Genomic DNA, 25847 nt, shown 5'->3' with positions numbered 1-25847 from the left:
TGCCCCGTGGTGCTCGTCGGGGCGCGGGCGTGCTCCGGGTCAGCCGGAGGCGCGCATCAGATGTCGAGGAAGCGGACGTCTTTCGCGTTCTGCTGGATGAAGTTGCGTCGCGATTCGACGTTCTCGCCCATCAGGGTGTCGAAGATGGTGTCCGCGGCCACGGCGTCCTCGAGGGTCACCTGCAGGAGCGTGCGGGTGTCGGGGTCCATGGTGGTCTCCCACAGCTCTTTGTAATCCATCTCGCCGAGGCCCTTGTAACGCTGGATCGCGTTCTCTTTCGGGATGCGCTTGCCGGCCGCGCGGCCCGAGACGAGCACCGCGTCGCGCTCGGCGTCGCTGTACACGTACTCGTGGGCGGCGTTGCTCCACTTGAGCTTGTAGAGCGGCGGCTGCGCCAGGTAGACGTAGCCGAGGTCGATCAGCGGGCGCATGTAGCGGAAGAGCAGCGTGAGCAACAGCGTCGTGATGTGCTGGCCGTCGACGTCGGCGTCGGCCATCAGGACGATCTTGTGGTACCTCGCCTTGTCGGGGTCGAAGTCCTCACCGATGTCGGCGCCGAAGGCCTTGATCATGGCCTGGACCTCGTTGTTGCCGAGGGCACGGTCGAGACGGGCCTTCTCGACGTTGAGGATCTTGCCCCGCAGCGGCAGGATCGCCTGGGTCTCGGGGTTGCGCCCCTGCACCGCCGAGCCACCGGCCGAGTCACCCTCGACGATGAAGATCTCGCTGCGCGAGGGGTCCTTGCTCTGGCAGTCCTTGAGCTTTCCGGGCATGCCGTTCGACTCGAGCACGCCCTTGCGGCGGGTCTGCTCACGCGCCTTGCGCGCGGCGAGACGGGCCTGCGACGCGAGGATGCCCTTGCGGACGATCTCGGCGGCCTGCTTGGGGTTGCGGTCGAACCAGTCGTTCAGCTGTGAGCCGGCGACCTTCTGCACGAACGACTTGGCCTCGGTGTTGCCGAGCTTGGTCTTCGTCTGGCCCTCGAACTGCGGCTCGCCGAGCTTGATCGAGATGACGGCCGTCAGGCCTTCGCGGACGTCGTCGCCCGAGAGGTTGTCGTCCTTCTCCTTGAGGAAGTTCTTCTCGCGCGCGTAGCGGTTGATCAGCGTGGTCAGCGCCGCGCGGAAACCCTCTTCGTGCGTTCCGCCCTCGTGCGTGTTGATCGTGTTCGCGTAGGTGTGGACGCTCTCTTGGTACGAGGTGTTCCACTGCATCGCGACCTCGAGCGAGATCTTCTTCTCGGTGTCTTCTTGCTCGAAGGCGATGATGTCGTCGTGGACGGTCTCGACCTTCTTGGTCGTGTTGAGGTACTCGACGTAGTCGACGAGGCCCTTCTCGTAGTGGAAGACGTCGTGACGGGGCTCGGCGTCGTCCTCTTGCACGCGCTCGTCGCTGAGCTCGATGCGCAGGCCCTTGTTCAGGAAGGCCATCTGCTGGAACCGCGTGCGCAGCGTCTCGTAGTCGAACTCGACGGTCTCGAAGATCTCGGCGTTGGGCCAGAACGTGATCGTCGTACCGGTGGTGTCGTCGTCCTCGCCCTTGGCGAGCGGCGCGACGGGGACGCCGTCGGTGAAGCTCTGACGGTAGACGTTGCCCTGTCGGCGCACCTCGACGTCGAGCTCGCTCGACAGGGCGTTGACGACCGAGCTGCCGACGCCGTGCAGACCACCCGACACCGCGTAACCGCCGCCGCCGAACTTGCCGCCGGCGTGGAGCACGGTCAGGACGACCTCGACGGTCGACCGGCCCTCGACGGGGTGCACGTCGACCGGGATGCCGCGGCCGTTGTCGACGACGCGCACGCCGCCGTCCTCGCGCATGGTGATCTCGATGTGGTCGCAGTGGCCGGCGAGGGCCTCGTCGACCGAGTTGTCGACGATCTCGTAGACCAGGTGGTGCAGGCCACGGGGACCCGTCGAGCCGATGTACATGCCGGGACGCTTGCGCACGGCCTCGAGACCCTCGAGGACCTGGATCGCACTGGCGCCGTAAGTGTCGTCGGGCTGGGCGTCGGTGGGATCAGCTGACATGTGCGTGGGGGCTCCTGCCGGACGGGACGAAGGTGTGCCGACCGGTCGAGACCGCTGTCTGGGCGGCCCTCGGACGACCTTCCGAGTCTACCGCAGGCCCGTCCGTCGCGGGGCGAAATCCGCCCTCAGACGGATTTTCCCACCGCACTTGGACGATTCACCCTCGTCAACCATAAGTATCGCGAGGGCCCCGCCCTGGAACCGATCTGGGGCCGCGTTTCCAGGTCGGGGCGTTGGGTGCCAGGAAACGCACCGACTGGATGCCCGCGTCCGGGTACCTCTGCACGATGGTCGTCGTGACCTGCGTGCGCATCAACCGGAGTTGGGTCGCCCAGGCCGTCGAGTCGCACTGGACGGTCAGGGTGCCGTCGTCGATCGACACCGGATCCGAGTGGCCGGCCAACTCGGCGCCCACCATGTCGGGCCAGGCGGTCATCAGCTCGGACTGGGCCAACGGGCTGTTCCAGCCGAGTTCGTTGGTGACCGCCGACAGCACGTCGGCGATCCCCCGGGGCTCGCGTCCGGTGCCGAACGGCTGGCTCGGCGAGCCCAGCTTGATCGACTTGCGCTTGCGGGCGTCGCGCGACCGCGAGTTGGGGTCGCCGAACACCCGGCGGAACCGCAGGTAGACCCGCTGGGCCTCGCTGTCGGGCTGCGCCTCGGGTTCAGGAGGCGCGGGTGGCGTGGACGCCGGAGGCTGCGGTGCGTCGTCGACGCTCACCGCGCCTCCTCGGTGTCGGCCTCACGGGGCCGCTCGTCGTCGCCCGCCTCGGGGACGACCGCACCGTCACCCGGGCCGCCGGCGGCGGGGGCCTCGTCGACGATCGTCCCCTTGGCGATGCGGACCGTGTGGGCCTTGAGCCGTGAGGGGACGTCGCCCTCGACCGCCGCCGTGATCAACACCTGCTCGTAGTCGGCGACCGCGTCGGCCAGGCGTTCGCGACGGGATCCGTCGAGCTCGGCGAAGACGTCGTCGAGCACGATCACCGGGTCGCCCGTCGGCGAGTCGACCCGCACCACGGCGGCCGAAGCCAGTTTGAGGGCGAGGGCGAACGACCAGGACTCGCCGTGGCTCGCGTATCCACGGGCGGGCAACCCGTTGAGCGAGAGGAAGAGGTCGTCGCGGTGCGGCCCGACGAGCGTCAGGCCCCGTTCGAGCTCGGTCGGTCTGACGCGGGCCAGCGCCTGGCGGAAGACCTCGGGCACCTCGTCGGCGGGGATCGACTCGGTCGGCCCCTCGGCCGCGGTCGTCTCGTCGTCGGGTGTCGCGCCCCGGATGCTCAGGACCGTCGACAACCGCGCGGCGTGGTCGGCGCCGGCCACGGCCGCGTACGCACGAGCCACCTCGGGGGCCAGGTCCGCCGCGAGCCGGTCGCGCGCGACGACGAGTTCACTGCCGAGGGCCACGAGACGTTCGTCCCAGATGTCGAGCGTGCCGAGCTGCCCGGCCTTCACCCCGGAGGCGCGGGCCGATTTCAGGAGCGTGTTGCGTTGCTTGAGCACCCGGTCGTAGTCGGTCTGCACGCCGGCGAACCGGGGCGACCGGGCCACCAGCAACTCGTCGAGGAATCGCCGACGGCCCGAGGGCTCGCCCCGGACGAGCGCCAGGTCCTCGGGAGCGAAGAGGACGCTCGTGAAGTAACGCGGCAGTTCGCGAGGCTTGATGGCGCCACGGTTGACCTGCGCACGGTTCGGTGACGACCGGTTGATCTGCACCTCGGCCAGGAGTTCGCGGTCGTCGGCGAGCAACCGGGCCCGGACGACGGCCGAGTCGCGTCCTTGACGGATGAGCGCGGCATCGGACGACACCCGGTGGGATCCGAGACTCGACAGGTAGCCGAGGGATTCGACCAGGTTCGTCTTCCCCTGGCCGTTGCTGCCGACGAAGAGGTTCGGCCCGCGCGCGAGGCTGACTTCGGCAGACGTGTAGTTGCGGAAGTCCGTCAGGCTGAGATGCAGTACTCGCACGCGGGCCGGTGGAGGCGCTAGGCCTTCTTGACGGCGTGGCCGCCGAACTGGTTGCGGAGTGCGGCGACGGCCTTCATGGTCGGCGAACCCTCACCCTGACGCGAGACGAAGCGCGCGAAGATCGAAGCGCTGATCGTGGGCATCGGGACGGCGTGGTTGATCGCCTCTTCGAGGGTCCAGCGGCCCTCGCCGCTGTCTTCCACGTAGCCCGAGATCTCGGCCAGCTTGGGGTCGGCCTCGAGGGCGAGCACCATGAGCTCGAGCAGCCAGGAACGCACGACGGTGCCTCGCTGCCAGGCCTTGAAGGTGCCGGTGACGTCCTTGATCAGATCGCTACGGGCCTCGAGCAGCTCGTAGCCCTCGCCGTAGGCCTGCATGATCGCGTACTCGATGCCGTTGTGGACCATCTTGGCGTAGTGACCCGCGCCGGTGTCGCCGGCGTGGACGAAGCCCTCTTCGCGGGGGCCTTCGGGACGAAGGGCGTCGAAGACCGGCTGCGCCAGGGCGACGTTCTCGGCGGAACCGCCGACCATGAGGCCGTAGCCGTTGTCCTTGCCCCAGACGCCGCCCGAGACGCCGGCGTCGACGTACTTGATGCCCTTGCCGCCGAGGAGCTTCTCGTTGGCGAAGTCACTGGTGAACTTCGAGTTGCCACCGTCGATGACCAGGTCGCCCTCGGAGAGCTCGTTCGAGAGCTCTTCGATGACGCCGGCGGTGATGTCGCCCGCGGGCACCATGACCCAGACGATGCGGGGGGCGGGGAGGGTGGTGGCGAGCTCGGCGAGGCTGGCGACGTCGGAGACGGCGGGGTTCGCGTCGTAACCGGTCACCTCGATGCCGCTGTCGCGCAGGCGGGCGCGCATGTTGTTGCCCATTTTGCCGAGACCGACGAGGCCGATGTGCATGAGGATCCTTTGTTCGTGGCGGTGGGGCCCGGAGGCGGCACCGTTGCGTGCAGAGCGCTCTTAGCGCAGGAGGAGGTTGGGCTGCAGCAGGTACTTGTAGCTGTCAGCACCGGCCTGGTCCCTCGAGGACTGACTGGTGATCAGCACGGGACCGGGCTTGTTCGGGTTCTCCGTCTTGGTGAAGGAGATGCGGACGAACTCGGAATGAACCGCTCCGAGCCCGTCGAGGAGGAACTGCGGTTTCAACGAGACCACCGTGTCCTCTCCCGTCAACAACGCATCGATCGACTCTGACGCCTGCGCTTGTTCGCTGCCGATGGCCTCGAGCGTGAGGCCGTCGATCGTGAACGTGAACCTGAGTGCCGCCTCGCGCTCGAGCACGAGCGAGACGCGGCGGACCGACTCGACGAGTTCGGCCGTGTTGATCACGGCGTAGTTCTCGACGGTGTCGGGGAAGAGACGCTTCACCGGGGGGAAGTTCCCCTTGATGAGCAACGAGGTGACGGTCTTGTTGTCCGCCTGGAACGCGATGAGTTCGCGCTCGTCGGATCCGGTGATCGAGACCGAGACGGTGCCGGCGTTGCCGAAGGTCTTGCCGACCTCCTGCAGGGTGCGCGCCGGGACGAGTGCGGTCGTCGTGGTCGTGCTGGCCACGGTGCCGGGGTCGAACTCGATGCCACGGACGGCGACTCGGTAGCGGTCCGTGGCGACCAACGACAGGGCGTTCTCGCTGACCTCGAGCTGGACTCCGGTGATGACCGGGGTGACGTCGTCGCGGGACGCGGCGACCGCGACCTGGGAGACCGCGAGGGCGAAGGAGTCGCCCGGGACGACGCCCGAGCGGTCGCCGACGGTGGGCAGGGTCGGGTACTCCTCGACCGGCATGCTCAGCAGGGAGAAGTTCGCGGATCCGCAGCTGACGGCGATGCGGTTCTCTTCTGTGGAGAAGGTGACCGGTGCGTTGGGGAGACGGCTGGCGATGTCGGCGAGCAGCCGGCCCGAGACCAGGATCGTCCCCGGTTCGTCGATCTCGGCGGGGATGCTCGTCTGGGCCGAGACCTCGTAGTCGAAGGACGAGAGGGTCAGCCCGTCGGCGTCGGCCTCGATCAGCACACCGCTGAGGATCGGCAAGGTGGTGCGCTGGGGCAGCAGCTTGACGGCGAAGGAGACCGCATCGCTGAAGACGTCACGGTTGACCTGGAACTTCACGCGGGGACCCCTATCGACTTCGCTCTCGTGGATGGCCGGTTAATAGTGGCACAGCATCGGGGTCCGCCCTTCCGGTGGGTGAAAGCCGAGGGCCGGGGCCCGGATCGATCCACAAGGTTGTCTCTCCATCAATTTCTTGTAATCAGGATTAACAGTCTTAACCGTTGTGCACAGTGTGGATAACCTGTTTAAAACCCCGTGGCTCAACGGAACTACACGCGTGTGAGTTGTGGACGGGGTGTGGAACGGAATGACAAGAATCCTGATGGGTGGTCGTCCGGGCCGAGCAGGATCCCACAGGTCCCCCGGATCCGTGAACAACGTCGTCGAGGTTATCCACGAGTTTCCACAAGTTATCCACACTGTGTGGAACGTGCCTCCTCAGGGGCCCTCGAGACGCGTCCGGCGCCCCCTGGGACGACGAACGGGCGCCGACACGTGGTCGGCGCCCGTTCGGGACGGTCGTGGCGGACGGGCCGGCCTGGCCCGCCGACCGGTCACTTGTAGCGGGTGTCCTGCTTGATGCGGCTGGTCAGCTCGGTCACCTGGTTGTAGATCGACCGGCGTTCCTTCATCAGTTCGCTGATCTTCTTGTTGGCGTACATGACCGTCGTGTGGTCGCGGTTGCCGAACAGCTGACCGATCTTCGGCAAGGACAGGCTCGTGAGTTCACGGCACAGGTACATGGCGATCTGTCGGGCGGTGGCGATGGCCTGCGAGCGGGACGACCCGTACAGGTCGTCGACGGTGAGCTTGAAGTAGTCCGCCGTGTGGTTGATGATGTCGACCGGCGCGATGATGTTGTCCTCGTCGAGCGTGATGAGGTCCTTCAGGACGGTCTGCACGAGGGCCAGGTCGACGGCGGTGCGGTTGAGGCTGGCGAAGGCCGTGACCCTGATGAGGGTGCCCTCGAGTTCGCGGATGTTGCTCGACACCTTGGTCGCGATGAACTCGAGGACCTCGTCGCGGATCTGCAGCTTCTCGCTCTGCGCCTTCTTGCGCAGGATGGCGATGCGGGTCTCGAGGTCGGGAGCCTGCACGTCGGTGATCAGGCCCCACTCGAAGCGCGACCGCATGCGGTCCTCGAAGCCGGTGAGGTGTTTGGGCGGCAGGTCGCTGGTGATCACCAGCTGCTTGTCGTGGTCGTGCAGGGTGTTGAAGGTGTGGAAGAACGCCTCTTGGGTGCTGTCCTTGCCCTGCAGGAACTGGATGTCGTCGATCAGCAGGATGTCGATCTCGCGGTACCTCTGCTGGAAGAGGCTCGACCTGTTGTTGGCGATCGAGTTGATGAAGTCGTTCGTGAACTCTTCGCTGCTGACGTACCGGACGCGGATGCCCGGGTACATCGTCTCGGCGTAGTGGCCGATGGCGTGCAGCAGGTGGGTCTTGCCGAGGCCCGACTCGCCGTAGACGAAGAGCGGGTTGTAGGCCTTGGCCGGAGCCTCGGCGACGGCGACGGCCGCGGCGTGGGCGAACCGGTTCGACGCCCCGATGACGAAGTTGTCGAAGCTGTACTTCGGGTTCAGGCGGGAGTCGTTCCGCTTGCCGCTCGCGCTGGTCTCGACCGGCGCCGGCACGAAGGGCGCCTCGATGTAGTGGACCGGCTCCGACTGCTCGACCTGCTGGGTGAGGGTGTCGGGGGTGATGTCGGGGTTGACGGTGATGGCGAAGCTCGAGACCGTGGTGTCGCCCAGTCCGGCGATGGACTCGAGCAGCGGCTCACGGATCCGTTGTTCGAGCATGCCCCGCGTCAGGTCGTTAGGCACCTCGAGATAGAGGGTGCCGCCCAGCACGCCCTTCGGCTCGACGAGGCTGATGAAGCCGTGCAGCTGCGGCGTGATGCGGTCGTCGGTCGTCAGCGTCGCGAGGACGGAACGCCACAGGTCCTGGACCGGGTCGACGGTGTGCGCCACTGGGAGTCTCTTTCTCGCGGTTCGGCAGCGGACGGATCCGACCGCCTCCGCGTGCGGGTCGCGTTCACCCGCCGGTGTTCGAAGGGTACGAGTGCGGGACGAGTTATGCACAGCTTTCTCCACCGATCGGTTGGCGCCGTTCGGGCCGGGATCGCTGCGTGTTCCCCGTCGTCACGCGGAAGTACCGCGAGAAGTACCCACCTTAGTTCGACCGGGTGTGGAGTCCGCAACCGGAGTTTTCAACACTGTGGACAAGCGCCTCCAGAAGTCGCCGTTTGACCACGGCTCCGATCACGCGTACTTTTAATCAGTTGATTTCAGCCGCGTTGGCTGTACAAGACTTCTCGGATCGTGGCAACAGGCCTGGTCCGCTTTCCTGGAGGACCACCATGAGCAAGAGAACGTTCCAGCCGAACAACCGTCGTCGCGCCAAGAAGCACGGTTTCCGTGCCCGCATGCGCACCCGCGCCGGTCGCGCCATCCTCGCCGCCCGTCGTGGCAAGGGCCGCACCGAGCTCTCGGCGTAGCCACCTCCGTGTTGGCCCGGGCCAACCGGATCGTCCGCGCAGACGATTACCGAACCACCGTGCGCCGTGGCCGCAAGTCGGGCACGGCGCATTCGGTCGTCTACGTCCGTCGTCGTGACGACGACCTGGTCCGGTTCGGCTTCATCGTGGCCAAGACCGTGGGCAACGCGGTCGTCCGCAACACGGTCCGTCGTCGGCTCAAGGGTGTCTGTCACGAGATGTTGCCGACGCTCCCCCGGGGGCTCGACGTCGTGATCAGAGCCTTGCCAGGCAGCCCCGACGTTGCGTGGTCTACCCTGCTGTCGGACATCTCCGAGGTCGTCGACAGGGGCGTGAAAGCGTGACAAGAGCTGTGCAGTTCGTCGCGTTGCTTCCCCGCAACGCGTGCGTCCTCGTGCTCCGCGTCTACCGCGCCGTCGTCTCCCCGCTCTACGGAGACGTCTGCCGCTACTACCCGTCGTGTTCCCGGTACGCCCTCGAGGCCATCCAGCTGCACGGCGTCGTGCGGGGCGTGGCCATGGGCAGCTGGCGCATCGCCCGGTGTCACCCCTGGGCAGCCGGAGGCGTCGACGACGTCCCCGAGCCCCGTACACAGAAGTACCGCGTCACGAAGTCCGGCTTCGTGACACCGCGATCCGGCACCACCACCCCCGAACTCGTCGGGGCGGGCCGCATCGTCGCACAGAGCCACGGAAAGGGCTGACCCGAACACCATGGACTTCATCGGCACCATCCTCTGGCCCCTGAGATGGGTCGTCGAGGCGATCCTCGTCGGCTTCCACAACGTCCTCACGGCGTTCGGCATGGACACCGCGGCCGGCAGCACGTGGGTGCTCTCGATCGTCGGCCTGGTCCTCGTGGTGCGGGCCTGCCTCATCCCGATCTTCGTCCGGCAGATCAAGAGCCAGCGACGCATGATGGAGATCGCGCCCCGGCTCAAGAAGATCCAGGACAAGTACAAGGGCAAGCGCGACCAGTTCAGCCGCGAGGCCATGTCGCGCGAGACCATGGCGCTCTACAAGGACACGGGTACCAACCCGCTCAGCTCGTGCCTGCCGCTGCTGATCCAGATGCCGATCTTCTTCAGCCTCTACACCGTGTTGCACAACGCCCAGCAAGAGAAGGTGGGCATCGGCCTGCTGAACTCGGCGTTGTCGAACTCCTTCGGTGAGTCGGCGCTCTTCGGTGCACCCCTGAAAGAGACCTTCCTCGGTGCCACCACCTGGGAGGTCCGCCTGATGGCCGGCGCCATGGTGGTCATCATGACGGCGTCGCAGTTCATCACGCAGCTGCAGATCGTCTCCAAGAACATGTCGCCCGAGACCAAGGCGAGCCCCATGTTCAAGCAGCAGCGCATGCTCCTGTACTTCCTGCCCCTCGTGTTCGTCTTCTCGGGTCTGTCCTTCCCCCTGGGCGTCATGTTCTACTGGCTCACCTCCAACGTCTGGACCATGGCCCAGCAGTTCTTGGTCATCCGCAACATGCCCACGCCCGGCAGCGAGGCGGCTCTGGCGCGTGAGGAGCGCCTCGCGCGCAAGCAGCAGCGCAAGGGCCTGCCCAGCATCACCGTGACCGAGATCGAGTCGGCGCCCGCCGTGCCGAAGACGACCCAGCGCACCCAGCCCGTCGGCAAGAACCGCTCCAAGAAGCAGAACGGCCCCAAGAAATGACCTCTGACGACTCCACGACCGACATCGTCGAGCCCGCCGCCGAGAACGACGGTGCCGTCGCCTCGAGCGACGACCAGGAGGCGCGGGTCGCCTCGGTCGACGCGGCCGACGTCCTCGACGAGGGCGACATCGCAGCCGACTACATCGAGGAACTGCTCGACATCTGCGACTTCGACGGCGACATCGACATCGAGGTCCGCGGCGGTCGTTCGTACATCTCCGTCGACTCGAGTGGCGAGCAGAAGCTGCGCGTCCTGTCGAAGCCCGACACGGTCAATGCCCTTCAAGAGCTGACGCGCATCGCGGTGCAGACCAAGACAGGCGAGTTCTCGCGTCTCATCCTCGACATCGGAGGCTCGCGTGCCACGCGCGAGACCGAGCTCGGTCGTCTCGTCGACGTCGCCGTCGCGAAACTCGAGGACGGTGCCACGTCGGCCGCCCTGCCGCCCATGTCGTCCTACGAGCGCAAACTCGTCCACGACATCGTGGCTGCGCGGGGCTTCACCTCGGAGTCCGAGGGCGAAGGCCGCGACCGTCACACCGTCATCACCCGTCCCTGAGCGCACCGACATGACCGACACGTCGACCCTCGAGGTCGAGCCGGCCGTCGCGGCGACGATCTTCGGCGACCGACTCGACGTCGTGCGCCGCTATGTCGCCGACCTCGCCCAGCACGGTGAAGAACTCGGCCTGATCGGACCGCTCGAGCTGCCGCGTCTCTGGACCCGCCACGTCGTCAACTGCGGTCTGCTGGCGCCCCTGTTGGTCTCCGGCCGCGTCGGCGACATCGGGTCGGGTGCCGGTCTGCCAGGACTCGTCCTCGCCGCCGCTCGCCCGGACGCCACGCTCGTCCTGATCGAGCCGATGGAGCGACGCGTGGACTGGTTGACGGCCGAAGCCGAGCGCATGGGTCTCGACAACGTCGAGGTCGTCCGTGCCCGTGCCGAAGACGTACAGCTGGACGGTTGGCTCGATCAGGCGACCGCCCGTGCGGTGTCGGCTCTGTCCAAGTTGATCCCGCTGACCGCCCCGCTGGTGAAGACCGGCGGACAACTGCTGTTGATGAAGGGCGCGCGGGTCGACGACGAGATCGCTGCTGCGCGCAAGGTCATCGCCCGCCATCACCTCATCGATGTCGAGGCCCGTGAGCTCGGCGTCGGACTCGTCGACGAGACGACCCGGGTCTTCGTCGCGACTCTGGACTGATCAAGCGGTCAAACTCAGCATGAGGGCCTGCTGACCAGGGATTATGCCCCAACTGGTCGTTCAGGACGATCCGCGGGTGCGAGGTCTCGTCGGGCACGCGGACGCGGGGTCCCTGTCTTTGTCGGGGCCTGACGATAGACTCGGCCTTCGATCCCCGATGATCACCGAGCCGTTTGCGAGCGGCGTGGTGTCACACCTCCGGGCTGGTCGTTTCACGTGAAACATGGCGATACGGAGACCCCTTCAGTGAGTTCCTCGGCTGACGACGACAGAAGCACTCCCCTGGCTCGGGAGCTTGCCGACTTGAATCGACGCAAGCAGGCCCTGTCGCGCGAGCCCCTCCCCTCCCCTGCCGAGACACGGGTCATCACCGTTTCCAATCAGAAGGGTGGTGTCGGCAAGACGACGACCACCGTCAATCTCTCGGCGGCCCTGGCGCGGAGTGGGGCGAAGGTGTTGGTGATCGACCTCGATCCGCAGGGCAATGCCTCGACGGCCTTGGGCGTGGAACACCGCGCCGAGACGCCCAGCGTCTACGACGTCGTGGTGAACGACGGCGAGGTCGCGGACGTCGTCCAGAAGAGTCCCGAGTTCGACACGCTGTTCTGCATCCCGGCCACGATCCACCTCGCCGGTGCCGAGATCGAGCTCGTCTCGCTCGTCGCTCGTGAACAGCGACTGAGCAGAGCCTTGTCCGAGTACCTCAGCGCCACCGAGGAGGCCGGCGAGCGGTACGACTACGTCTTCATCGACTGTCCCCCGTCTCTTGGCCTGCTCACGATCAACGCCTTCGTCGCCGCCAGTGAAGTGCTCATCCCCATCCAGTGCGAGTACTACGCGCTCGAAGGATTGAGCCAGCTGCTGCGCAACATCCAGCTGATCGAGAAGCACCTGAACCCCAGGCTCAAGGTGTCGAGCATCCTGCTCACGATGTACGACGGACGGACGAACCTCGCTCAGCAGGTCGTCGCCGACGTCCGCGAGCATTTCCCTGATGAGGCGTTGAACACGTTGATTCCGCGGTCGGTCAGGATCAGCGAGGCACCTGGTTACGGTCAGACGGTCATCAGCTACGACACCAACTCCCCCGGTTCGATCTCGTACCTCGAGGCGGCCGCCGAACTAGCACGTCGAGGAGCACCCCAGTAATGGCAACGAAGCGAACCGGACTCGGGCGCGGCATCGGCGCCCTCATCCCCGTCTCGGACGAGAGCCAGGACCGCCCGGTCGACGTGTTCTTCCCGACGGCGCAGCAAACGGCCGACGAACTCATCGCCGTGCCGGGCGCGCGCCTGGCAAACCTCAACCCGTTGGACATCACCCCGAACGCGCAGCAGCCGCGGGCCGAATTCCGCGCCGAAGAGCTCGCCGAGTTGGTGACGTCCATCCGCGAGGTCGGTGTGCTGCAGCCCATCGTGGTCCGCCCGATCAAGAAAAGCAGCAAAGGGGCAGCGCAGTACGAGCTCGTCATGGGCGAGCGACGCCTCCGCGCGACCAAAGAGCTGGGTCTGGCGACGATCCCCGCCATCGTGAAGGACACTGCAGACGACGCGATGCTGCGCGACGCCCTGCTCGAGAACCTCCACCGAGCGGAGCTCAACCCACTCGAAGAAGCGTCCGCTTATCAGCAACTTCTTGCCGATTTCGGCATCACGCAGGACGAGTTGGCGACTCGCATCGGTCGTAGTCGTCCGCAGATCACGAACACTTTGAGGTTGCTGAGGCTGCCTGCAGCCGTCCAGCGCCGGGTCGCCTCGGGCGTCCTGACGGCCGGCCACGCCCGAGCGATCCTGAGCACGGGTGACCCGGTGCTCATGGCTCGTCTCGCAGATCGCATCGTCAATGAAGACCTCAGCGTGCGGGCAGCCGAGGCCATCGCCGCGGGTGGGAGTGCCAAGCCGAAATCGACGCGGACGTCGACCCCGGGCAAACACCAGGCTCACCTGGACGAGGTGGCCGAGAGTCTTGGCGACCGGTTCGAGACCCGTGTCAAGGTGTCGTTGGGTGCTCGCAAGGGGTCGATCACGATCGACTTCGCCTCCATGCAGGATCTCGATCGCATCCTCGGCCAGCTGGGACACGAGCAGGAGGAGTGACGCTGCGTTCACAGGCGCCGCGTGTCGCCTGTTTCACGTGAAACATCGACGGCCCTTGCTCCCCGGAGCATGGGCTGTTGTTGTCGAGGCAGATCGTCAGCGACTTGGCCCGCGTGCTGCGAGTGTTTCACGTGAAACCCCTCGTATTCAGGCGCCTACCCCACTGCTCGCTCGGTCGTCGAAGCGACCCCAGATGACATGACAGTCGAATGTGCCCGTTCGCTGCAGGCCTAGCCTCCGGCGTCATGTGGAGGGGATCCTTCTGCTCGTCCAGCTGGTGAAGGCTGAACCAGGTGATCCGGAACTCTGCCCCAACTCTGCGGGGACTTCCGTCCTCGAGGGGGACGATGTCGTGTCGACAAGGCGACGAAAGTCCTCGCCGCGTCACGGCAGGTGACGGGGTTCCTCGAGTCATCTCGAGTTGGCACAACACACGCAGGCCGGCAGGGGTCAGAGGACCAAGCGGCTTGATCAGATCGTCGTCACGACTCCCAGCCGAAGACAATCGGGCTGGTCGCGACCGGTTCGAACCCTATTCCGTCAGAGTTCACCGACCGTCCCCGATGAATCAGCTGGTCTTGCGGTGGCCGGGTCGTCGTCTCGTTGGATGTCTTGAGACCAACGGATCAGGCGCCACATGATTGGCCGAACAGGCGTGTCCGGCCACGGGGACGCGACGCTCATCAGCCGATGCTCCTGGTTCTGAAGACAGGACTGTTTCACGTGAAACGGAGCGCGGCGTGGCGCGGAGCGGGAGCTTCTCAGCGACGGTGGTCGGCGACGGCCTTCTCGGCGAGGGCGGCGTAGAACATGCCCAGTTCGTAGCCAGCCGACTCCAGTGCCATCGGAACGAGAGACGTCTCGGTCAATCCGGGCAGGACGTTCACCTCGAGGAACCACGGGGTGCCGGCGGCGTCGACGATGAGGTCGACCCGGGAGAGGTGACGGAGCCCCAGGGCTTCGTGAACGGCCACGGCGGCTCGAGCGGCAGCCTCGGAAGCCGCGGAGTCCATCCGTGCGGGAGTGTAGAACGTGGTCTCCCCTGCGTTGTAGCGGGCCTCGAACCCGTAGAAGCCCTGACGAGGCACGATCTCGACCGCAGGCAGGGCGAGGGGTCCGTCACCGGTGTCGATGACCCCGACGGCGACCTCGGTACCCGTGATCTTCTGCTCGACGATGACGTCGTCGCAGTACGTGTACGCATCGACCATGGCCCGCGGCAGCGCACCGATGTCGTCGACGACCGTGACGCCCTGCGCGGAGCCACCCCGTGCCGGCTTCACGACGACGGGCACCGGGTGCTCCTCGGCGATGGCGGCCAACACGCCGACGGCGCCGAGCTCGCGGAAGGCGTCGTGAGACAGGGTGATGCCTCGCGGGGTGGAGACCCCGGCACGTCGGGCGAGCTCTTTCGCGGTCGGCTTGTCCCAGGCGAGTCGCGCCGCTGCCGCCGTGCTGCCGACGAAGGGGACGTCGAGTGCTTCCAGCAGGCCGCGCAGTGCTCCGTCCTCACCGCTTGCTCCGTGCAGGGCCGGCCACACGACGTCGGGACGTGATGCGGTCAGGTGCCCGAGCAACGCGGCGTCGGGATCCCGGAGCTCGACCTGGATGCCGTGGGTGACGAGACTGTCGACCACGCGCCTCCCCGATCGGAGGGAGACGTCGCGTTCGTGCGAGATGCCTCCGGCGAGAACGGTGACGGTACGCAGCTCACTGGATGCCATGGGGGTCTCTCTCTCGTGTCACGACGGTGGCCGGTCTCGGGCGGAACGCCCACCAGGCGCCAAAAGTCCTGATCAGTTGGTGTTCGGCGGCGGGACGACGACGCTCTGCGGGCGAGTGGCCGGGTTCGACAGGCTCGCGGGTGAGAACGTGCGCAACAGGTCGAGTTCGCCGTTGACGACGTTCGCCAGGCGGGCCACACCGGTGCGGATCGACTCGGGCGTCGGGTAGCAGAACGACAAGCGGATGTTCTGCCGACCGTCGCCGTCGGCGAAGAACGCCGTGCCGGGCGTGTAGGCCACGAGCTCTTTGACCGCACGGGGCAGCATGGCCTTCGAGTCGAGTTCGGCCGGCAGCCCCACCCAGACGAAGAAGCCCCCGTCGGGCACGTTCCACGTGAGCGACGGCAGGTACTCCCCCAGCGCCGAGATCATCGCGTCACGCCGCTCGCGGTACAGGTCGCGGAAGGTCTCGATCTGCCCACGCCAGTCGGCCTGGTCGAGGTACTCGGTGATGACGAACTGCCCGAACGAGTTCGGCGACAGCGTGGCGGACTCGTTGGCGAGGATGAGCTTCTCGCGGATGGCGTGCGGGGCGAGGGCCCAGCCCACCCGGAAGCCGGGCGCGAGCGTCTTGGAGAACGACCCGAGGTAGATCACGCCCTCGTCGTCGATCGAGCGCATCGCCTGGGGGGCCGGCTGGTCGAAGTAGAGCAGACCGTAGGGGTTGTCCTCGAGGACGAGGATGCCCGCCGAGCGGCAGATCTCGAGGATCTCGACGCGACGGGCCCAGGTGAGGGTGACGCCGGCCGGGTTGTGGAAGTTCGGGATCGTGTACAGGAACTTGATCCGCCCCCCACGGGCCGTGACGGCCGTGATGGCCTCACGCAGCGCCTCGGGCACGAGTCCGTGCTCGTCCATCGGGACGTGCACGACGTCGGCCTGGTACGCCTTGAAGACCCCCAGGGCACCCACGTAGCTCGGAGACTCGGCGAGCACGACGTCGCCGGGGTTCACGAAGAGGCGGGTGACGAGGTCGAGGGCCTGCTGGGAGCCCGTGGTGACGACGACGTCGTCGGCGCTGCCGCGGATGCCCTCCATCGCCATGATCTGCATGATGTGCTCGCGGATCGCCGGGGTGCCCTGGCCACTGCCGTACTGCATCGCCATCGCTCCCCCGTCGGCCATGACGCGGTCGATGGCCCCCGTGACGAGCTCACGAGGCAGGGCGGAGACGTAGGGCATGCCGCCGGCCAGCGAGACGACCTCAGGACGCGAGGCGACGGCGAACAGGGCTCGGACCTCGGAGGCGCTGAGGCCGGCCGTACGGTCGGCGTACGAGTCGTACCACGGGTCGAGGTTGGTGCCCTTGTCGCTCATCGGTGTCCCGGTTCTGTCAGAGGGTGATTCGGTCAAGACTATGCCCGTGCGGGCGGGAGACGACGAGAGCCCGCCCAGCGTGTGCTGGGCGGGCTCTCGTCGTGGTGTCGGCGTCGACTACGCGATGAACTCCGCCAGGTCGGCCTCGAGGGCCGGCTTGGGCTTGGCGCCGATGACCGTCTTGACGACCTCGCCGCCGCGGTAGACCTTCATGGCCGGGATCGAGGTGATCTGGTACTTCATGGCGGTCTGGGGGTTGTCGTCGACGTTGAGCTTGACGATCTCGATCTTGTCGCCGTGCTCGGCGGCGATCTGGTCGAGGATCGGCGAGACGGCGCGGCACGGGCCGCACCACTCGGCCCAGAAGTCGACGAGGATCGTCTTGTCGGAGTTGAGGACGTCGGCCTCGAAGGACGCGTCGGTCACTGCTTTGGCGCTGCTCATGGTGTTCCTTTCGTCAGGGTGATCTGGGTTGGCTTCAGGAGGCGCGGGTCAGGCGACCACGGACTCGGACGTCTCGACGCCCTCGGCCGACCCGACGGTCTGCTCGGCCAGGAACGTCTGGTCGAGCGAGGCCAGGTAGTGCTCGACGTCGAGCGCCGCGACGGTGCCAGAGGCCGCGGCGGTCGCCGCCTGCCGGTAGGTCGCGTCGATGACGTCGCCCGCGGCGAAGACGCCGGTCAGGTTGGTCTTCGAGCTGCGTCCCTGCACGGCGATCGTGCCGTCGGAGGTCAGGTCGACCTGACCGTGCACGAGGTGGACGCGGGGGTCGTTGCCGATGGCGATGAAGAGGCCGTCGAGGTCGAGGTCGGTGGTGCTGCCGTCGACCGTGTCGGTCAGGGTGACGCCGGTGGCCTTCTCGCCGCCGAGGATCGCCGTGACCTGCTTGTCGAAGAGGAACTCGATCTTCTCGTTGGCGTGAGCCCGGTCCTGCATGATCTTCGACGCGCGCAGGCTGCTCGAGCGGTGGATCACGTAGACCTTCGAGGCGAAGCGGGTCAGGAACGTCGCTTCTTCCATCGCCGAGTCGCCACCGCCGACGACGGCGATCGCCTTCTCCTTGAAGAAGAAGCCGTCGCAGGTGGCGCACCAGCTGACGCCGCGGCCGCTCAGGCGCTCTTCGTCGGCGAGGCCGAGCTTGCGGTACGCGCTGCCCGTGGCGAAGATCACCGTGAGGCTCTCTTCCACGGTGCCGTTGCCCAGCGTGACCTTCTTGACGTCGCCGGTCAGGTCGACGGCGGTGACGTCGTCGAGCAGGACCTCGGCGCCGAACTTCTCGGCCTGCTCTTGCATCTTGAACATGAGCTCGGGGCCCTGGATGCCGTCGGGGAAGCCGGGGAAGTTCTCGACCTCGGTGGTCTTCATGAGCTCGCCGCCGGCCTCGACCGAACTCGCGACGATGAGAGGGCGCAGACCGGCCCGGGCGGCGTAGATGCCGGCCGTGTAGCCGGCGGGGCCGGAACCGATGATGATGACCTGGCGCATGGGCACCTTCCTGGGGAGAACTTCACGAGCGGGAAGACGACCCGCGAGCGGTGGCTCGGGCGGTCGGATCCCTCGATCGTCTGGTGGAACGCATCCTACCGACGGGGCATTCCCGCGGGCCTGGCAGTCCGGGGCCCGGCCGTGCCCGGCAACGGCGCTCAGCGGCGGTCAGCGACGCAGGAGGCGCGAGACGGTCGGTGCGAGACGTGCGGTCACCGGCGTGGTCAGCACCCGCAGCTCGGGGATCCGTGCGAACCAGAGCAGTGCGCCGTAGACCAGGCCCATGACGGCCCCGGCCACGACGACCGTCAGCACGCCCGGCACGCGGCCGGACTGTGCGAAGCCGTCAGCGGAAAAACCACCCAGGACGGTCACGACGACAAGGCCCACCGCCCCGGCGACGAGCGAGAAGACGAAGAACTGGACGTAGCGGCGCAGCACCCAGCGGCCGTCGATGCCGCCCAGCCGCTTCTTGACGACGACGAGCGCGACCACGGCCTGGCTGGAGCCCGCGATCGACGTCGTGACGGCGATGGCCATGGCGATGTGCTCGGGCGACACCACGGCGGCCGAGACCGCGACGCCGGCGACGAAGATGCCCGACTGGACGAGCTGCAGGAAGAACGGCGTGCGCTGGTCGTGCATCGAGTAGAACACCCGCTGCACGATGAACAGCACGCTGAACAGAACGAGGCCGGGCATGTAGCCGAGGATCACCTCGGCGGTGCGGGTCGACCCGGCGAAGTCGACCTCGAAGAACCGGGCGAACGGGTAGGCCACGACGCACATGGCGACCGCGGCGAACACCATGAACATGCCGATGGCCCGGAGGGACTGCGACATGTCGGTGCGGACGGCCCGCAGGTCGCCGCGCGAGGCGTGGCCGCTCATGCGCGTGAAGTAGGCGGTGCCGATCGACACGGCGATGATGCCGTGCGGCAGCATGAACAGCAGCCAGGCGTTCGCGAGGACCGCGTTCGAGGCGCCCACCTCGCTGCCCAGGGTGGCGACGCGGCTCTGGACCAGCCCGGCGAGCTGGGTGACGAGCACCATGCCGAACAGCCACCCGGCGGCCTTGCCCGTGGCGCCGAGGCCGACGCCGCGCCAGCGGAAGTCCGGGCGGAAGGTCAGACCCGCACGGCGCCAGAACAGCAAGAGGAACGCCGCCTGCGCCAGGACGCCCAGGGTGGCCGTGGCGGCGATGACGAAGATGCGGTCGCCGGTCCAGACGTCGACCGCGGAGTTCTCGACGGCACCGCCGAACATCACCATGAAGACGACCAGGCCGGCGATGGCCACGACGTTGTTGAGCACCGGGGCCCAGGTGAAGGGCCCGAACACCTGTCGGGCGTTGAGCACCTCGCTCAGCAGCGAGTACATGGCGTAGAAGAAGATCTGCGGCAGGCACCAGTAGGCGAAGGCGGTCGCGAGGGCGAGCTGGTCCGAGGTGAATCCGGCGCCGCCGTCCGTGCTCTGCTGTGCGTAGAGCCGCACGAGCACGGGGGCGAGCAGCGTGCCGGCCAGGCCCACGGCCGCGAAGACGATGGTGCCGAGGGTCACGATCTTGTTGATGAACCGCTGCCCCCCGTCGTCGGAGGTCGCCGCCCGCACGATCTGGGGCACGAGCACGGCGCTGAGCAGGCCACCCGCGATCAGCGCGTAGATGTTGTTCGGCAGCTGGTTCGCGAGGGCGAACGAGTCGGCCGCGCGGCTGGCCGACTGCCCGATCGCGGCGGCCAGCACGGCCGCCTTCACGAAGCCGAGGACGCGCGAGACCATCGTCCCGGACGCGAGGAGGATGCTGGCGCGACCGAGACCGCCCTGGTTGCTCACATGGACTCCTGGACGGGCGGCGAGGCGGCCGCATCGGGTGACGGGGCGGCATCGGCCGACGGGCCGTCGCCGGACGACCGGGCCTCGTCGCGCGCCCGGCGGCGCTTGCGGAAGGTGCGGTAGAGGCCGCCGACGAAGAGGGCGGCGAAGGCGACGCCGAAGATCCAGGTGATGGCGGTCTCCCACCCGGCCTGCACCGAGAGCGGCACGTCGACCGGGGTGGCGATCGCCACGCCCGAGAGGCTGACCAGCTGGAGTTGCACCGAGACCGTCCCGTTGGCGACGGACTGCACGGGCACGCTGACCCGCGTCTGGGACTGCGGCTGGATCGTCACCTCGATGGGACTGCGCTCGATCGAGAGGATGGAGTTCGACGGGGTCAGGTTCAACATCACCGTCGCGACCGAGTCGGTCTTGTTCTCGAGGTAGAGGGGGAGGGCCGAGCGGTCGCCGAGGATGGAGATCGGCGAGCCCTGGACGACGGCCACGAGACCCGACGTCGCGGTCGCGTCGGCCACGGCCGAGGCGACCTCGGCGGGGAAGCCGTCGACGTTGTCGCGCCAGGCGTGCGAGGCCAGGGCCATCGTGCGGAGTCGGGCCGACTCGGTGACGAGCTGCGGTTCGGCGAGGGCGGTCGAGAAGTCCACGACCCTCTCGTCGGCGGACACCAGGTCGCGCAGCTGGTCGAGGCGGGCGTCGCTCTCGGGGCTGTCGACGACCGTCGCCGTCGACGGGGTGCTCGCCAGGGCGTCGGTCAGGGTGGCACCGCTGACCCAGGGCAGGCCGTCGACGGCCTGCAGCGTGCGGGTGAGGAACTGACCGGTCGACGGCCACTCGCGCTCGAGCGTGGTCAGCAGCGTGCGGGCGTCGCTGGGCCGTTCGTAGGCGATGGTGGCGACGGTGGCGGAGAGCCGGGCCATCGTGGCCTGCCACTCGGCCAGGCTCGTCGCCTCGGCGGCCTGGGTGACCAGGTCGGACAACGGGTCGTCCGAGACGACGGCCGGGACGTCACCGATCGTGACCGCGGCGTTCTCGGTCGAGTCGCCGTCGACGTCGACGTTGCCGCTCGAGACGATGGTGGACGTGTACGAGCCGCCGGCGAACGCGGTCAGGTCGGCGGACACGACGGACGACTCGCGCGGCCAGACGACGTCGCGCTGCGTCCACGGGAAGTCGAGCAGCTGGGCGGTGGTCGGCAGGACCACGCCGTCGCCGGGAGTCTCGTCGGGCGACGGCTCGCCGGTCGGCTGGTCGGTGACCCCGTCGCTCGGCAGGGCGGATGGATCGGATCCGGCGACGCCGGTGCCCGAGCCGTCGTCCGTGCCCTGGTCCGGGGTCTCGGTGGGCGTGTCGGTCGGTGCGGGCATGTCCTCGAAGCGGTCGGGGTCGACCAGGGTGTCGAGCGAGGTCACGGCCGGGACGGTCGTCGCGCCGGCCTGTCGCAGCCCGGCGACGTCGGCGTCGGCGTACGCCAACGGGAACATGTCGTTCGGCAGCGCCTGCAACTCGTCGAGCCAGTCGACGGCCGGCTGCGGGGCCTCGGTGCCGAGCAGGCGGATCGACGCGACGATCATCGGGTCGACGCCGAGGGTCGCGCCCGTGCCCGACACGGCGTCGAGCTCGCGTCGCAGCACCCCGCCGTCGGAGGTGTAGGCGGCGAGGGCGGAGGCGTCGAGGACGCCGGTCTCGCTCTCGGGCGTCGTGATCGGCACGGCGACCGCGACGCGGGTCGGCTGGAAGCTGTCGGCGGGGTACCAGACCACGCTGCTGCGGGTCTGCGCCACCTGGCTGCCCGAGGCGTCGAGCACGCGGGCCCCGAGCGCGCGTGCCCCGAAGGCGCGGCCGGTCAGGGAGAGGCGGTCGGCGGGCACCACGACGGTGTCGAGCGCCACGGACGACCCGGCGGAGACCGCCGGCACGTCGACCTGGACGAGCTGACGCCCCAGGTAGTCGTCACCCGAGACGTCGTCGGGATCGAGCCAGGAGGCGAGCTTGGACCGCGTGGTGAACGGTTCGCGGTCGAGGTAGATCCGGGCCTTCGTCGCCGCGAGGTCGCTGTCGCCGTCGTTCGTCACGGTGACCCCGAGGGTGAGGTCGTCGTCGGGTCGCAGCACGCCGTCGGAGGCCGGCTCGACGGTCATCGTGACGCCGTCGCCCGCGGGGGCGGACGCCGCTCGTGCCGCCGTGGCCGGCAGTCCCGCCGACACGACGAACACCGCCAACAGGGCGGCGATCACGGCGAAGAAGAGTCTCATAGGCGTCAGGTGTCGACGGCGACAGGGGCCGTTCGAGCATGCCGAGTCTAGGCAACGCCGACCAAGAAGCAGCGGCGAAGCGCCTGCGAGGGGGACGACGGGGTCGCGAGGCGCCGTCGGGGACTCAGCCCGCGCCTCCTCGGCTGTGGCAAGCTGTTTCGTCATGGACAGCGTCGCACGGGCCCTGCAGCGACTGGACGATCTGGCCGCCACCCCCCGCATCGAGAAGCTCGCCGCCGCGTTCGCCGCGGCCGGTCACGAGCTCGCCCTCGTCGGCGGTCCGGTGCGCGACGCCTTCATCGGCCGCCCGGTCAACGACCTCGACTTCACGACCGACGCCGACCCCGACGAGATCCTGGCGATCGTCGTCCCCCTCGCCGAGGCGCACTGGGACGTCGGCCGCGCGTTCGGCACGATCGCCGCCCGCGTCGACGGCGAGACCGTCGAGATCACCACGTACCGCAGCGACGTCTACGACGGCGAGACCCGCAAGCCCGTCGTCGAGTTCGGCGACACCCTCGAGGGCGACCTGGTCCGTCGCGACTTCACGGTCAACTCGATGGCGTTGCGTCTGCCCCAGCGCGTGCTCGTCGACCCGTCCGGCGGTGTCGACGACCTGCTGGAGGCGCGGCTCGCCACCCCGGGCACGGCGGTCGACTCGTTCCGCGACGACCCCCTGCGCATGATGCGGGCCGCCCGGTTCACGGCGCAGCTCGGCTTCACGGTGTCGGACGAGGTGCGCGAGGCGATGACCGCCCGGGCCGAGACCCTCTCGATCGTCTCGGTCGAGCGGGTCGCCGACGAGCTGTCGAAGCTGCTCAAGACCGAAACCCCCCGAGACGGTGTCCGACTCCTGGTCGACACCGGGCTCGCCGACCATGTCATGCCCGAGCTCGCGGCCATGCGCCTCGAGGTCGACGAGCACCACCACCACAAGGACGTCTACGAGCACAGCCTCACCGTGCTCGACCAGGCCATCGGCTACGAGCGCGAGCGGCACCCGGGCGAGGCACCCGACCTCACGCTGCGCCTGGCGGCCCTGCTGCACGACTGCGGCAAGCCCGCCACGCGGCGCCTCGAGCCGGGCGGCGTCGTCACCTTCCACCACCACGACGTCGTCGGTGCCAAGCTCGCCAAGAAGCGGTTGAAGACGCTGCGCTTCGACAACGACACCATCGGTGCCGTGTCCCGGCTGATCGAGCTGCACCTCCGCTTCTTCGGCTACACCGAGGGCGCCTGGACCGACTCGGCCGTGCGCCGGTACGTCCGCGACGCCGGTGACCAGCTCGAGCGGTTGCACATGCTCACCCGAGCCGACGTGACCACGCGCAACCGCCGCAAGGCCGACCGGCTCGGCTTCGCCTACGACGACCTCGAGGCGCGGATCGCCGAGCTGCGGGAGCGTGAAGAGATCGACTCGCTGCGGCCCGACCTCGACGGCGACGACATCCAACGCGTGCTCGGCATCGCCCCGAGCCGCGAGGTCGGCGAGGCCTACCGCTTCCTCCTCGAGCTGCGGACCGAAGAGGGGCCGCTGGGGGCCGAGGTCGCCACCGAGCGCCTGCTGGCCTGGTGGAACGCACGCGAGAGCGCTGGGGCGTAACCAGCCATTCGGGTGTCGACCCGCGCCTCCTCGGCTCTCGAGGGCCGGCGACCGCCGCCCTGGCATTGATTCAGGAGGCGCGCTCGGCTACGCTGGGAAGGTTGCGTCTGCCTCACGGCGGCGCCACGTCATGAACACCCTCCTGTCACAGACCGTCTGTGACCGTTAAGTCCGAAGGAGGTGGGTTAGTCATGCACCAGTACGAACTGATGGTCATCCTGGACCCCGAGATCGATGAGCGCACCGTCGCCCCGAGCTTGGACAAGTTCCTCAACGTCATCCGCAACGATGGCGGAACGATCGACAACGTGGACATCTGGGGACGTCGTCGCCTGGCCTACGAGATCAACAAGAAGACCGAGGGCATCTACGCCGTCGTCAACCTGACCTCGAACTCGGCCGCCACGGTCGAGCTCGACCGCCAGCTGGGTCTCTCCGAGGCCGTGCTGCGCACCAAGGTCCTGCGTGCCGAAGAGGCGATCGCCATGGTCGCCGCTGCCAAGAAGGTCAGCGACGAGAAGGCCGCCCGCAAGGCTGCCAACGCCGCTGCCGCCCCGGCTGCTCCCGCCGCCGAGAAGGCTGCCGAGTAGTCCGATGGCTGGCGAGACCGTCATCACAGTGGTGGGGAACCTCACCAGTGACCCCGAGCTGCGGTACACGCAGAACGGGCTCGCGGTCGCGAACTTCACCATCGCGTCGACCCCCCGCACGTTCGACCGCGCGTCGAACGAGTGGAAGGACGGCGAGGCGCTCTTCCTCCGTGCCAGCGTGTGGCGCGAGTTCGGCGAGCACGTGGCCAGCAGCCTCACCAAGGGCAGCCGGGTCATCGCTCAGGGCCGACTCAAGCAGCGCTCGTACGAGACCAAAGAGGGCGAGAAGCGCACCAGCATGGAGCTCGAGATCGACGAGATCGGCCCCTCGCTGCGTTACGCGACCGCTCAGGTGACGCGCGCCGCGTCCTCCCGCGACGGCGCTGCCGGTGGCGGCTCCTTCGGGGGCGGCAACGGCGGTGGCAACCGTGGTGGCCAGCCGGCCCAGGTCGGCGGCGGTCAGGCGCAAGAGCCGTGGGGTCAGCCCGCCGGCGGCCAGCAGGGTGGCAACACCTCTGGCGGCGACGTGTGGAACACCCCCGGTGGCAACGGCACCTACAACGACGAGACGCCCTTCTAGGCCTCGCCGTTCCCCTTTTAGTACTTCTTCATTCATCGAAAGTAGAAACCAATGGCTGGAAAGAGCAGCGGCGACCGCCGCAAGCCCCTCCGCGGTAAGGGCGGCAAGAACGCCGCGCCCGCGAAGTCGATCCGCGTCGGTGTCATCGACTACAAAGACGTCGCGACCCTGCGCAAGTTCATCTCGGAGCGTGGAAAGATCCGCGCCCGTCGCATCACCGGCGTCTCCGTCCAGGAGCAGCGCCTCATCGCCCGTGCCGTGAAGAACGCCCGTGAGATGGCGCTCCTCCCCTACGCCGGCTCCGGCCGCTGATCGGAAGGACCACCATGTCGAAGGTAATCCTGACCCACGAGGTCTCCGGCCTCGGTTCCGCCGGTGACGTCGTCGACGTCAAGAACGGCTACGCCCGCAACTACCTGGTGCCCCAGGGCTTCGCCGTGGCGTGGAGCCGCGGTGGTGAGAAGCAGGTCGCTCAGATCCGTACGGCCCGCGAGACCCGCGAGCTCAAGACGATCGAAGAGGCCCACGACCTCAAGCAGCGCCTCGAGGCCCAGAAGATCCGTCTCACGGTGAAGACCGGTGCCGACGGCCGTCTGTTCGGCTCGGTCCGCCCGGCCGACGTCGCCGACGCGGTCACCGCCCAGGGCGTCGCGACGATCGACAAGCGCAAGGTCGAGATCCCCACGACCATCAAGGTGACGGGTGAGCACGAAGCCACCCTCCGCCTGCGCGAGGACGTCATCGCGACGATCACGCTGACGGTCGTCTCGGCCAAGTAGCACCCCGGCGCCTCGGCGCCTGCTGTACGCGAGAGCGGCGGTCCCCCTCGGGGGGCTGCCGCTCTTCTGCATGCCGGGTGCGTGCGGTGTGCCGGCC

General features: G+C 68.0%; 25 protein-coding genes. 13 read left to right on the top strand and 12 right to left on the bottom strand.

What is annotated here, in order from left to right; all coding sequences use genetic code 11:
• Positions 1-56: 56 nt before the first annotated feature.
• The 6 genes from gyrB to dnaA form a co-directional block, all read right to left on the bottom strand.
• Entirely contained in the window at positions 57-2030 is a 1974-nt protein-coding gene (gyrB, locus tag ASE87_RS09445) for a DNA topoisomerase (ATP-hydrolyzing) subunit B (RefSeq protein WP_043595296.1), read from the bottom strand.
• Between the two features lie 166 nt (positions 2031-2196).
• Complete coding sequence (locus ASE87_RS09440; protein ID WP_082060004.1) at positions 2197-2751, bottom strand: DUF721 domain-containing protein; 555 nt, start codon at positions 2749-2751, stop codon at positions 2197-2199.
• Complete coding sequence (recF, locus tag ASE87_RS09435) at positions 2748-3998, bottom strand: DNA replication/repair protein RecF (protein ID WP_082452531.1); 1251 nt, start codon at positions 3996-3998, stop codon at positions 2748-2750. Before recF ends, ASE87_RS09440 begins: the two co-directional genes overlap by 4 nt.
• A gap of 17 nt (positions 3999-4015) precedes the next feature.
• Positions 4016-4903 carry a phosphogluconate dehydrogenase (NAD(+)-dependent, decarboxylating) gene (gene gnd, locus ASE87_RS09430; RefSeq protein WP_056228003.1) on the bottom strand — a complete coding sequence of 296 codons (888 nt, stop codon included), beginning with the start codon at positions 4901-4903 and terminating at the stop codon, positions 4016-4018.
• A 60-nt stretch (positions 4904-4963) separates the two neighbouring features.
• Entirely contained in the window at positions 4964-6112 is a 1149-nt protein-coding gene (gene dnaN / locus ASE87_RS09425) for a DNA polymerase III subunit beta (protein ID WP_043595299.1), read from the bottom strand.
• A gap of 497 nt (positions 6113-6609) precedes the next feature.
• Positions 6610-8025, bottom strand: coding sequence for a chromosomal replication initiator protein DnaA (gene dnaA / locus ASE87_RS09420; protein ID WP_043595301.1), 1416 nt, complete (start codon positions 8023-8025; stop codon positions 6610-6612).
• A gap of 389 nt (positions 8026-8414) precedes the next feature.
• Between dnaA and rpmH the strand changes: the two genes are divergently transcribed.
• From rpmH to ASE87_RS09380, 8 genes are all read left to right on the top strand, one after another.
• Positions 8415-8552 (top strand): 50S ribosomal protein L34, encoded by a 138-nt coding sequence (rpmH, locus tag ASE87_RS09415; RefSeq protein WP_043595303.1) that lies wholly within the window; start codon positions 8415-8417, stop codon positions 8550-8552.
• A gap of 8 nt (positions 8553-8560) precedes the next feature.
• Positions 8561-8896, top strand: a complete 336-nt coding sequence (gene rnpA / locus ASE87_RS09410; protein WP_043595305.1) for a ribonuclease P protein component — start codon at positions 8561-8563, stop codon at positions 8894-8896.
• Positions 8893-9255 carry a membrane protein insertion efficiency factor YidD gene (yidD, locus tag ASE87_RS09405; protein ID WP_056228001.1) on the top strand — a complete coding sequence of 121 codons (363 nt, stop codon included), beginning with the start codon at positions 8893-8895 and terminating at the stop codon, positions 9253-9255. The genes rnpA and yidD overlap by 4 nt, the downstream gene beginning before the upstream one ends.
• Before the next feature lie 10 nt (positions 9256-9265).
• Positions 9266-10222 (top strand): membrane protein insertase YidC, encoded by a 957-nt coding sequence (yidC, locus tag ASE87_RS09400; protein WP_043595308.1) that lies wholly within the window; start codon positions 9266-9268, stop codon positions 10220-10222.
• Positions 10219-10782, top strand: coding sequence for a R3H domain-containing nucleic acid-binding protein (locus tag ASE87_RS09395; RefSeq protein WP_082452530.1), 564 nt, complete (start codon positions 10219-10221; stop codon positions 10780-10782). The genes yidC and ASE87_RS09395 overlap by 4 nt, the downstream gene beginning before the upstream one ends.
• A gap of 10 nt (positions 10783-10792) precedes the next feature.
• Complete coding sequence (rsmG, locus tag ASE87_RS09390; protein ID WP_043595310.1) at positions 10793-11428, top strand: 16S rRNA (guanine(527)-N(7))-methyltransferase RsmG; 636 nt, start codon at positions 10793-10795, stop codon at positions 11426-11428.
• A gap of 216 nt (positions 11429-11644) precedes the next feature.
• Positions 11645-12577 (top strand): ParA family protein, encoded by a 933-nt coding sequence (locus ASE87_RS09385; protein WP_043595312.1) that lies wholly within the window; start codon positions 11645-11647, stop codon positions 12575-12577.
• Positions 12577-13524: a ParB/RepB/Spo0J family partition protein gene (locus ASE87_RS09380; protein ID WP_056227998.1), complete on the top strand. Its 948-nt coding sequence runs from the start codon at positions 12577-12579 to the stop codon at positions 13522-13524. Before ASE87_RS09385 ends, ASE87_RS09380 begins: the two co-directional genes overlap by 1 nt.
• A 761-nt stretch (positions 13525-14285) precedes the next feature.
• Here ASE87_RS09380 and ASE87_RS09375 read toward each other — a convergent pair.
• The 6 genes from ASE87_RS09375 to ASE87_RS09350 all read right to left on the bottom strand — a co-directional run bounded on the left by ASE87_RS09375 (position 14286) and on the right by ASE87_RS09350 (position 22198).
• On the bottom strand, positions 14286-15248 hold the full coding sequence (locus ASE87_RS09375; protein ID WP_056227995.1) for a D-alanine--D-alanine ligase: 963 nt from the start codon (positions 15246-15248) through the stop codon (positions 14286-14288).
• Positions 15249-15320: 72 nt separating this feature from the next.
• A complete protein-coding gene (locus ASE87_RS09370) occupies positions 15321-16625 on the bottom strand; it encodes a PLP-dependent aminotransferase family protein (RefSeq protein WP_056227991.1) in 1305 nt (434 codons plus the stop codon).
• A 117-nt stretch (positions 16626-16742) separates the two neighbouring features.
• Complete coding sequence (gene trxA / locus ASE87_RS09365; protein WP_043595317.1) at positions 16743-17069, bottom strand: thioredoxin; 327 nt, start codon at positions 17067-17069, stop codon at positions 16743-16745.
• 48 nt (positions 17070-17117) lie between these two features.
• On the bottom strand, positions 17118-18110 hold the full coding sequence (gene trxB, locus ASE87_RS09360; RefSeq protein ID WP_043595319.1) for a thioredoxin-disulfide reductase: 993 nt from the start codon (positions 18108-18110) through the stop codon (positions 17118-17120).
• Positions 18111-18278: 168 nt separating this feature from the next.
• Positions 18279-19943 (bottom strand): murein biosynthesis integral membrane protein MurJ, encoded by a 1665-nt coding sequence (gene murJ, locus ASE87_RS09355; protein ID WP_056227988.1) that lies wholly within the window; start codon positions 19941-19943, stop codon positions 18279-18281.
• Positions 19940-22198, bottom strand: coding sequence for a DUF6049 family protein (locus ASE87_RS09350; RefSeq protein WP_056227985.1), 2259 nt, complete (start codon positions 22196-22198; stop codon positions 19940-19942). The genes murJ and ASE87_RS09350 overlap by 4 nt, the downstream gene beginning before the upstream one ends.
• A 163-nt stretch (positions 22199-22361) precedes the next feature.
• Between ASE87_RS09350 and ASE87_RS09345 the strand changes: the two genes are divergently transcribed.
• From ASE87_RS09345 to rplI, 5 genes are all read left to right on the top strand, one after another.
• A complete protein-coding gene (locus tag ASE87_RS09345; protein WP_056227981.1) occupies positions 22362-23801 on the top strand; it encodes a CCA tRNA nucleotidyltransferase in 1440 nt (479 codons plus the stop codon).
• A gap of 191 nt (positions 23802-23992) precedes the next feature.
• Complete coding sequence (gene rpsF / locus ASE87_RS09340; protein WP_054145729.1) at positions 23993-24391, top strand: 30S ribosomal protein S6; 399 nt, start codon at positions 23993-23995, stop codon at positions 24389-24391.
• A gap of 4 nt (positions 24392-24395) precedes the next feature.
• Positions 24396-24971, top strand: a complete 576-nt coding sequence (locus tag ASE87_RS09335; protein WP_043595325.1) for a single-stranded DNA-binding protein — start codon at positions 24396-24398, stop codon at positions 24969-24971.
• A gap of 51 nt (positions 24972-25022) precedes the next feature.
• Complete coding sequence (rpsR, locus tag ASE87_RS09330; protein WP_043595327.1) at positions 25023-25283, top strand: 30S ribosomal protein S18; 261 nt, start codon at positions 25023-25025, stop codon at positions 25281-25283.
• A gap of 14 nt (positions 25284-25297) precedes the next feature.
• Complete coding sequence (gene rplI, locus ASE87_RS09325) at positions 25298-25750, top strand: 50S ribosomal protein L9 (protein WP_043595329.1); 453 nt, start codon at positions 25298-25300, stop codon at positions 25748-25750.
• The last annotated feature ends 97 nt before the right edge of the window (positions 25751-25847 follow it).

Origin of the sequence: Frigoribacterium sp. Leaf44 (assembly GCF_001421865.1) — a bacterium.
Taxonomy (GTDB): domain Bacteria; phylum Actinomycetota; class Actinomycetes; order Actinomycetales; family Microbacteriaceae; genus Frigoribacterium.
Note: the sequence above shows the minus strand (reverse complement) of the source record. Positions and strands in the feature narration are given on the sequence as shown.

Excerpts from the sequence above, each read along its gene's own strand:
- gyrB (WP_043595296.1), bottom strand. The coding sequence starts at position 2,030 with ATGTCAGCTGATCCCACCGACGCCCAGCCCGACGACACTTACGGCGCC.
- gnd (WP_056228003.1), bottom strand. The coding sequence starts at position 4,903 with ATGCACATCGGCCTCGTCGGTCTCGGCAAAATGGGCAACAACATGCGC.
- rpmH (WP_043595303.1), top strand. The coding sequence starts at position 8,415 with ATGAGCAAGAGAACGTTCCAGCCGAACAACCGTCGTCGCGCCAAGAAG.
- yidC (WP_043595308.1), top strand. The coding sequence starts at position 9,266 with ATGGACTTCATCGGCACCATCCTCTGGCCCCTGAGATGGGTCGTCGAG.
- ASE87_RS09395 (WP_082452530.1), top strand. The coding sequence starts at position 10,219 with ATGACCTCTGACGACTCCACGACCGACATCGTCGAGCCCGCCGCCGAG.
- rsmG (WP_043595310.1), top strand. The coding sequence starts at position 10,793 with ATGACCGACACGTCGACCCTCGAGGTCGAGCCGGCCGTCGCGGCGACG.
- ASE87_RS09380 (WP_056227998.1), top strand. The coding sequence starts at position 12,577 with ATGGCAACGAAGCGAACCGGACTCGGGCGCGGCATCGGCGCCCTCATC.
- ASE87_RS09375 (WP_056227995.1), bottom strand. The coding sequence starts at position 15,248 with ATGGCATCCAGTGAGCTGCGTACCGTCACCGTTCTCGCCGGAGGCATC.
- ASE87_RS09370 (WP_056227991.1), bottom strand. The coding sequence starts at position 16,625 with ATGAGCGACAAGGGCACCAACCTCGACCCGTGGTACGACTCGTACGCC.
- trxA (WP_043595317.1), bottom strand. The coding sequence starts at position 17,069 with ATGAGCAGCGCCAAAGCAGTGACCGACGCGTCCTTCGAGGCCGACGTC.
- trxB (WP_043595319.1), bottom strand. The coding sequence starts at position 18,110 with ATGCGCCAGGTCATCATCATCGGTTCCGGCCCCGCCGGCTACACGGCC.
- ASE87_RS09350 (WP_056227985.1), bottom strand. The coding sequence starts at position 22,198 with ATGAGACTCTTCTTCGCCGTGATCGCCGCCCTGTTGGCGGTGTTCGTC.
- ASE87_RS09345 (WP_056227981.1), top strand. The coding sequence starts at position 22,362 with ATGGACAGCGTCGCACGGGCCCTGCAGCGACTGGACGATCTGGCCGCC.
- rpsF (WP_054145729.1), top strand. The coding sequence starts at position 23,993 with ATGCACCAGTACGAACTGATGGTCATCCTGGACCCCGAGATCGATGAG.
- ASE87_RS09335 (WP_043595325.1), top strand. The coding sequence starts at position 24,396 with ATGGCTGGCGAGACCGTCATCACAGTGGTGGGGAACCTCACCAGTGAC.
- rpsR (WP_043595327.1), top strand. The coding sequence starts at position 25,023 with ATGGCTGGAAAGAGCAGCGGCGACCGCCGCAAGCCCCTCCGCGGTAAG.
- rplI (WP_043595329.1), top strand. The coding sequence starts at position 25,298 with ATGTCGAAGGTAATCCTGACCCACGAGGTCTCCGGCCTCGGTTCCGCC.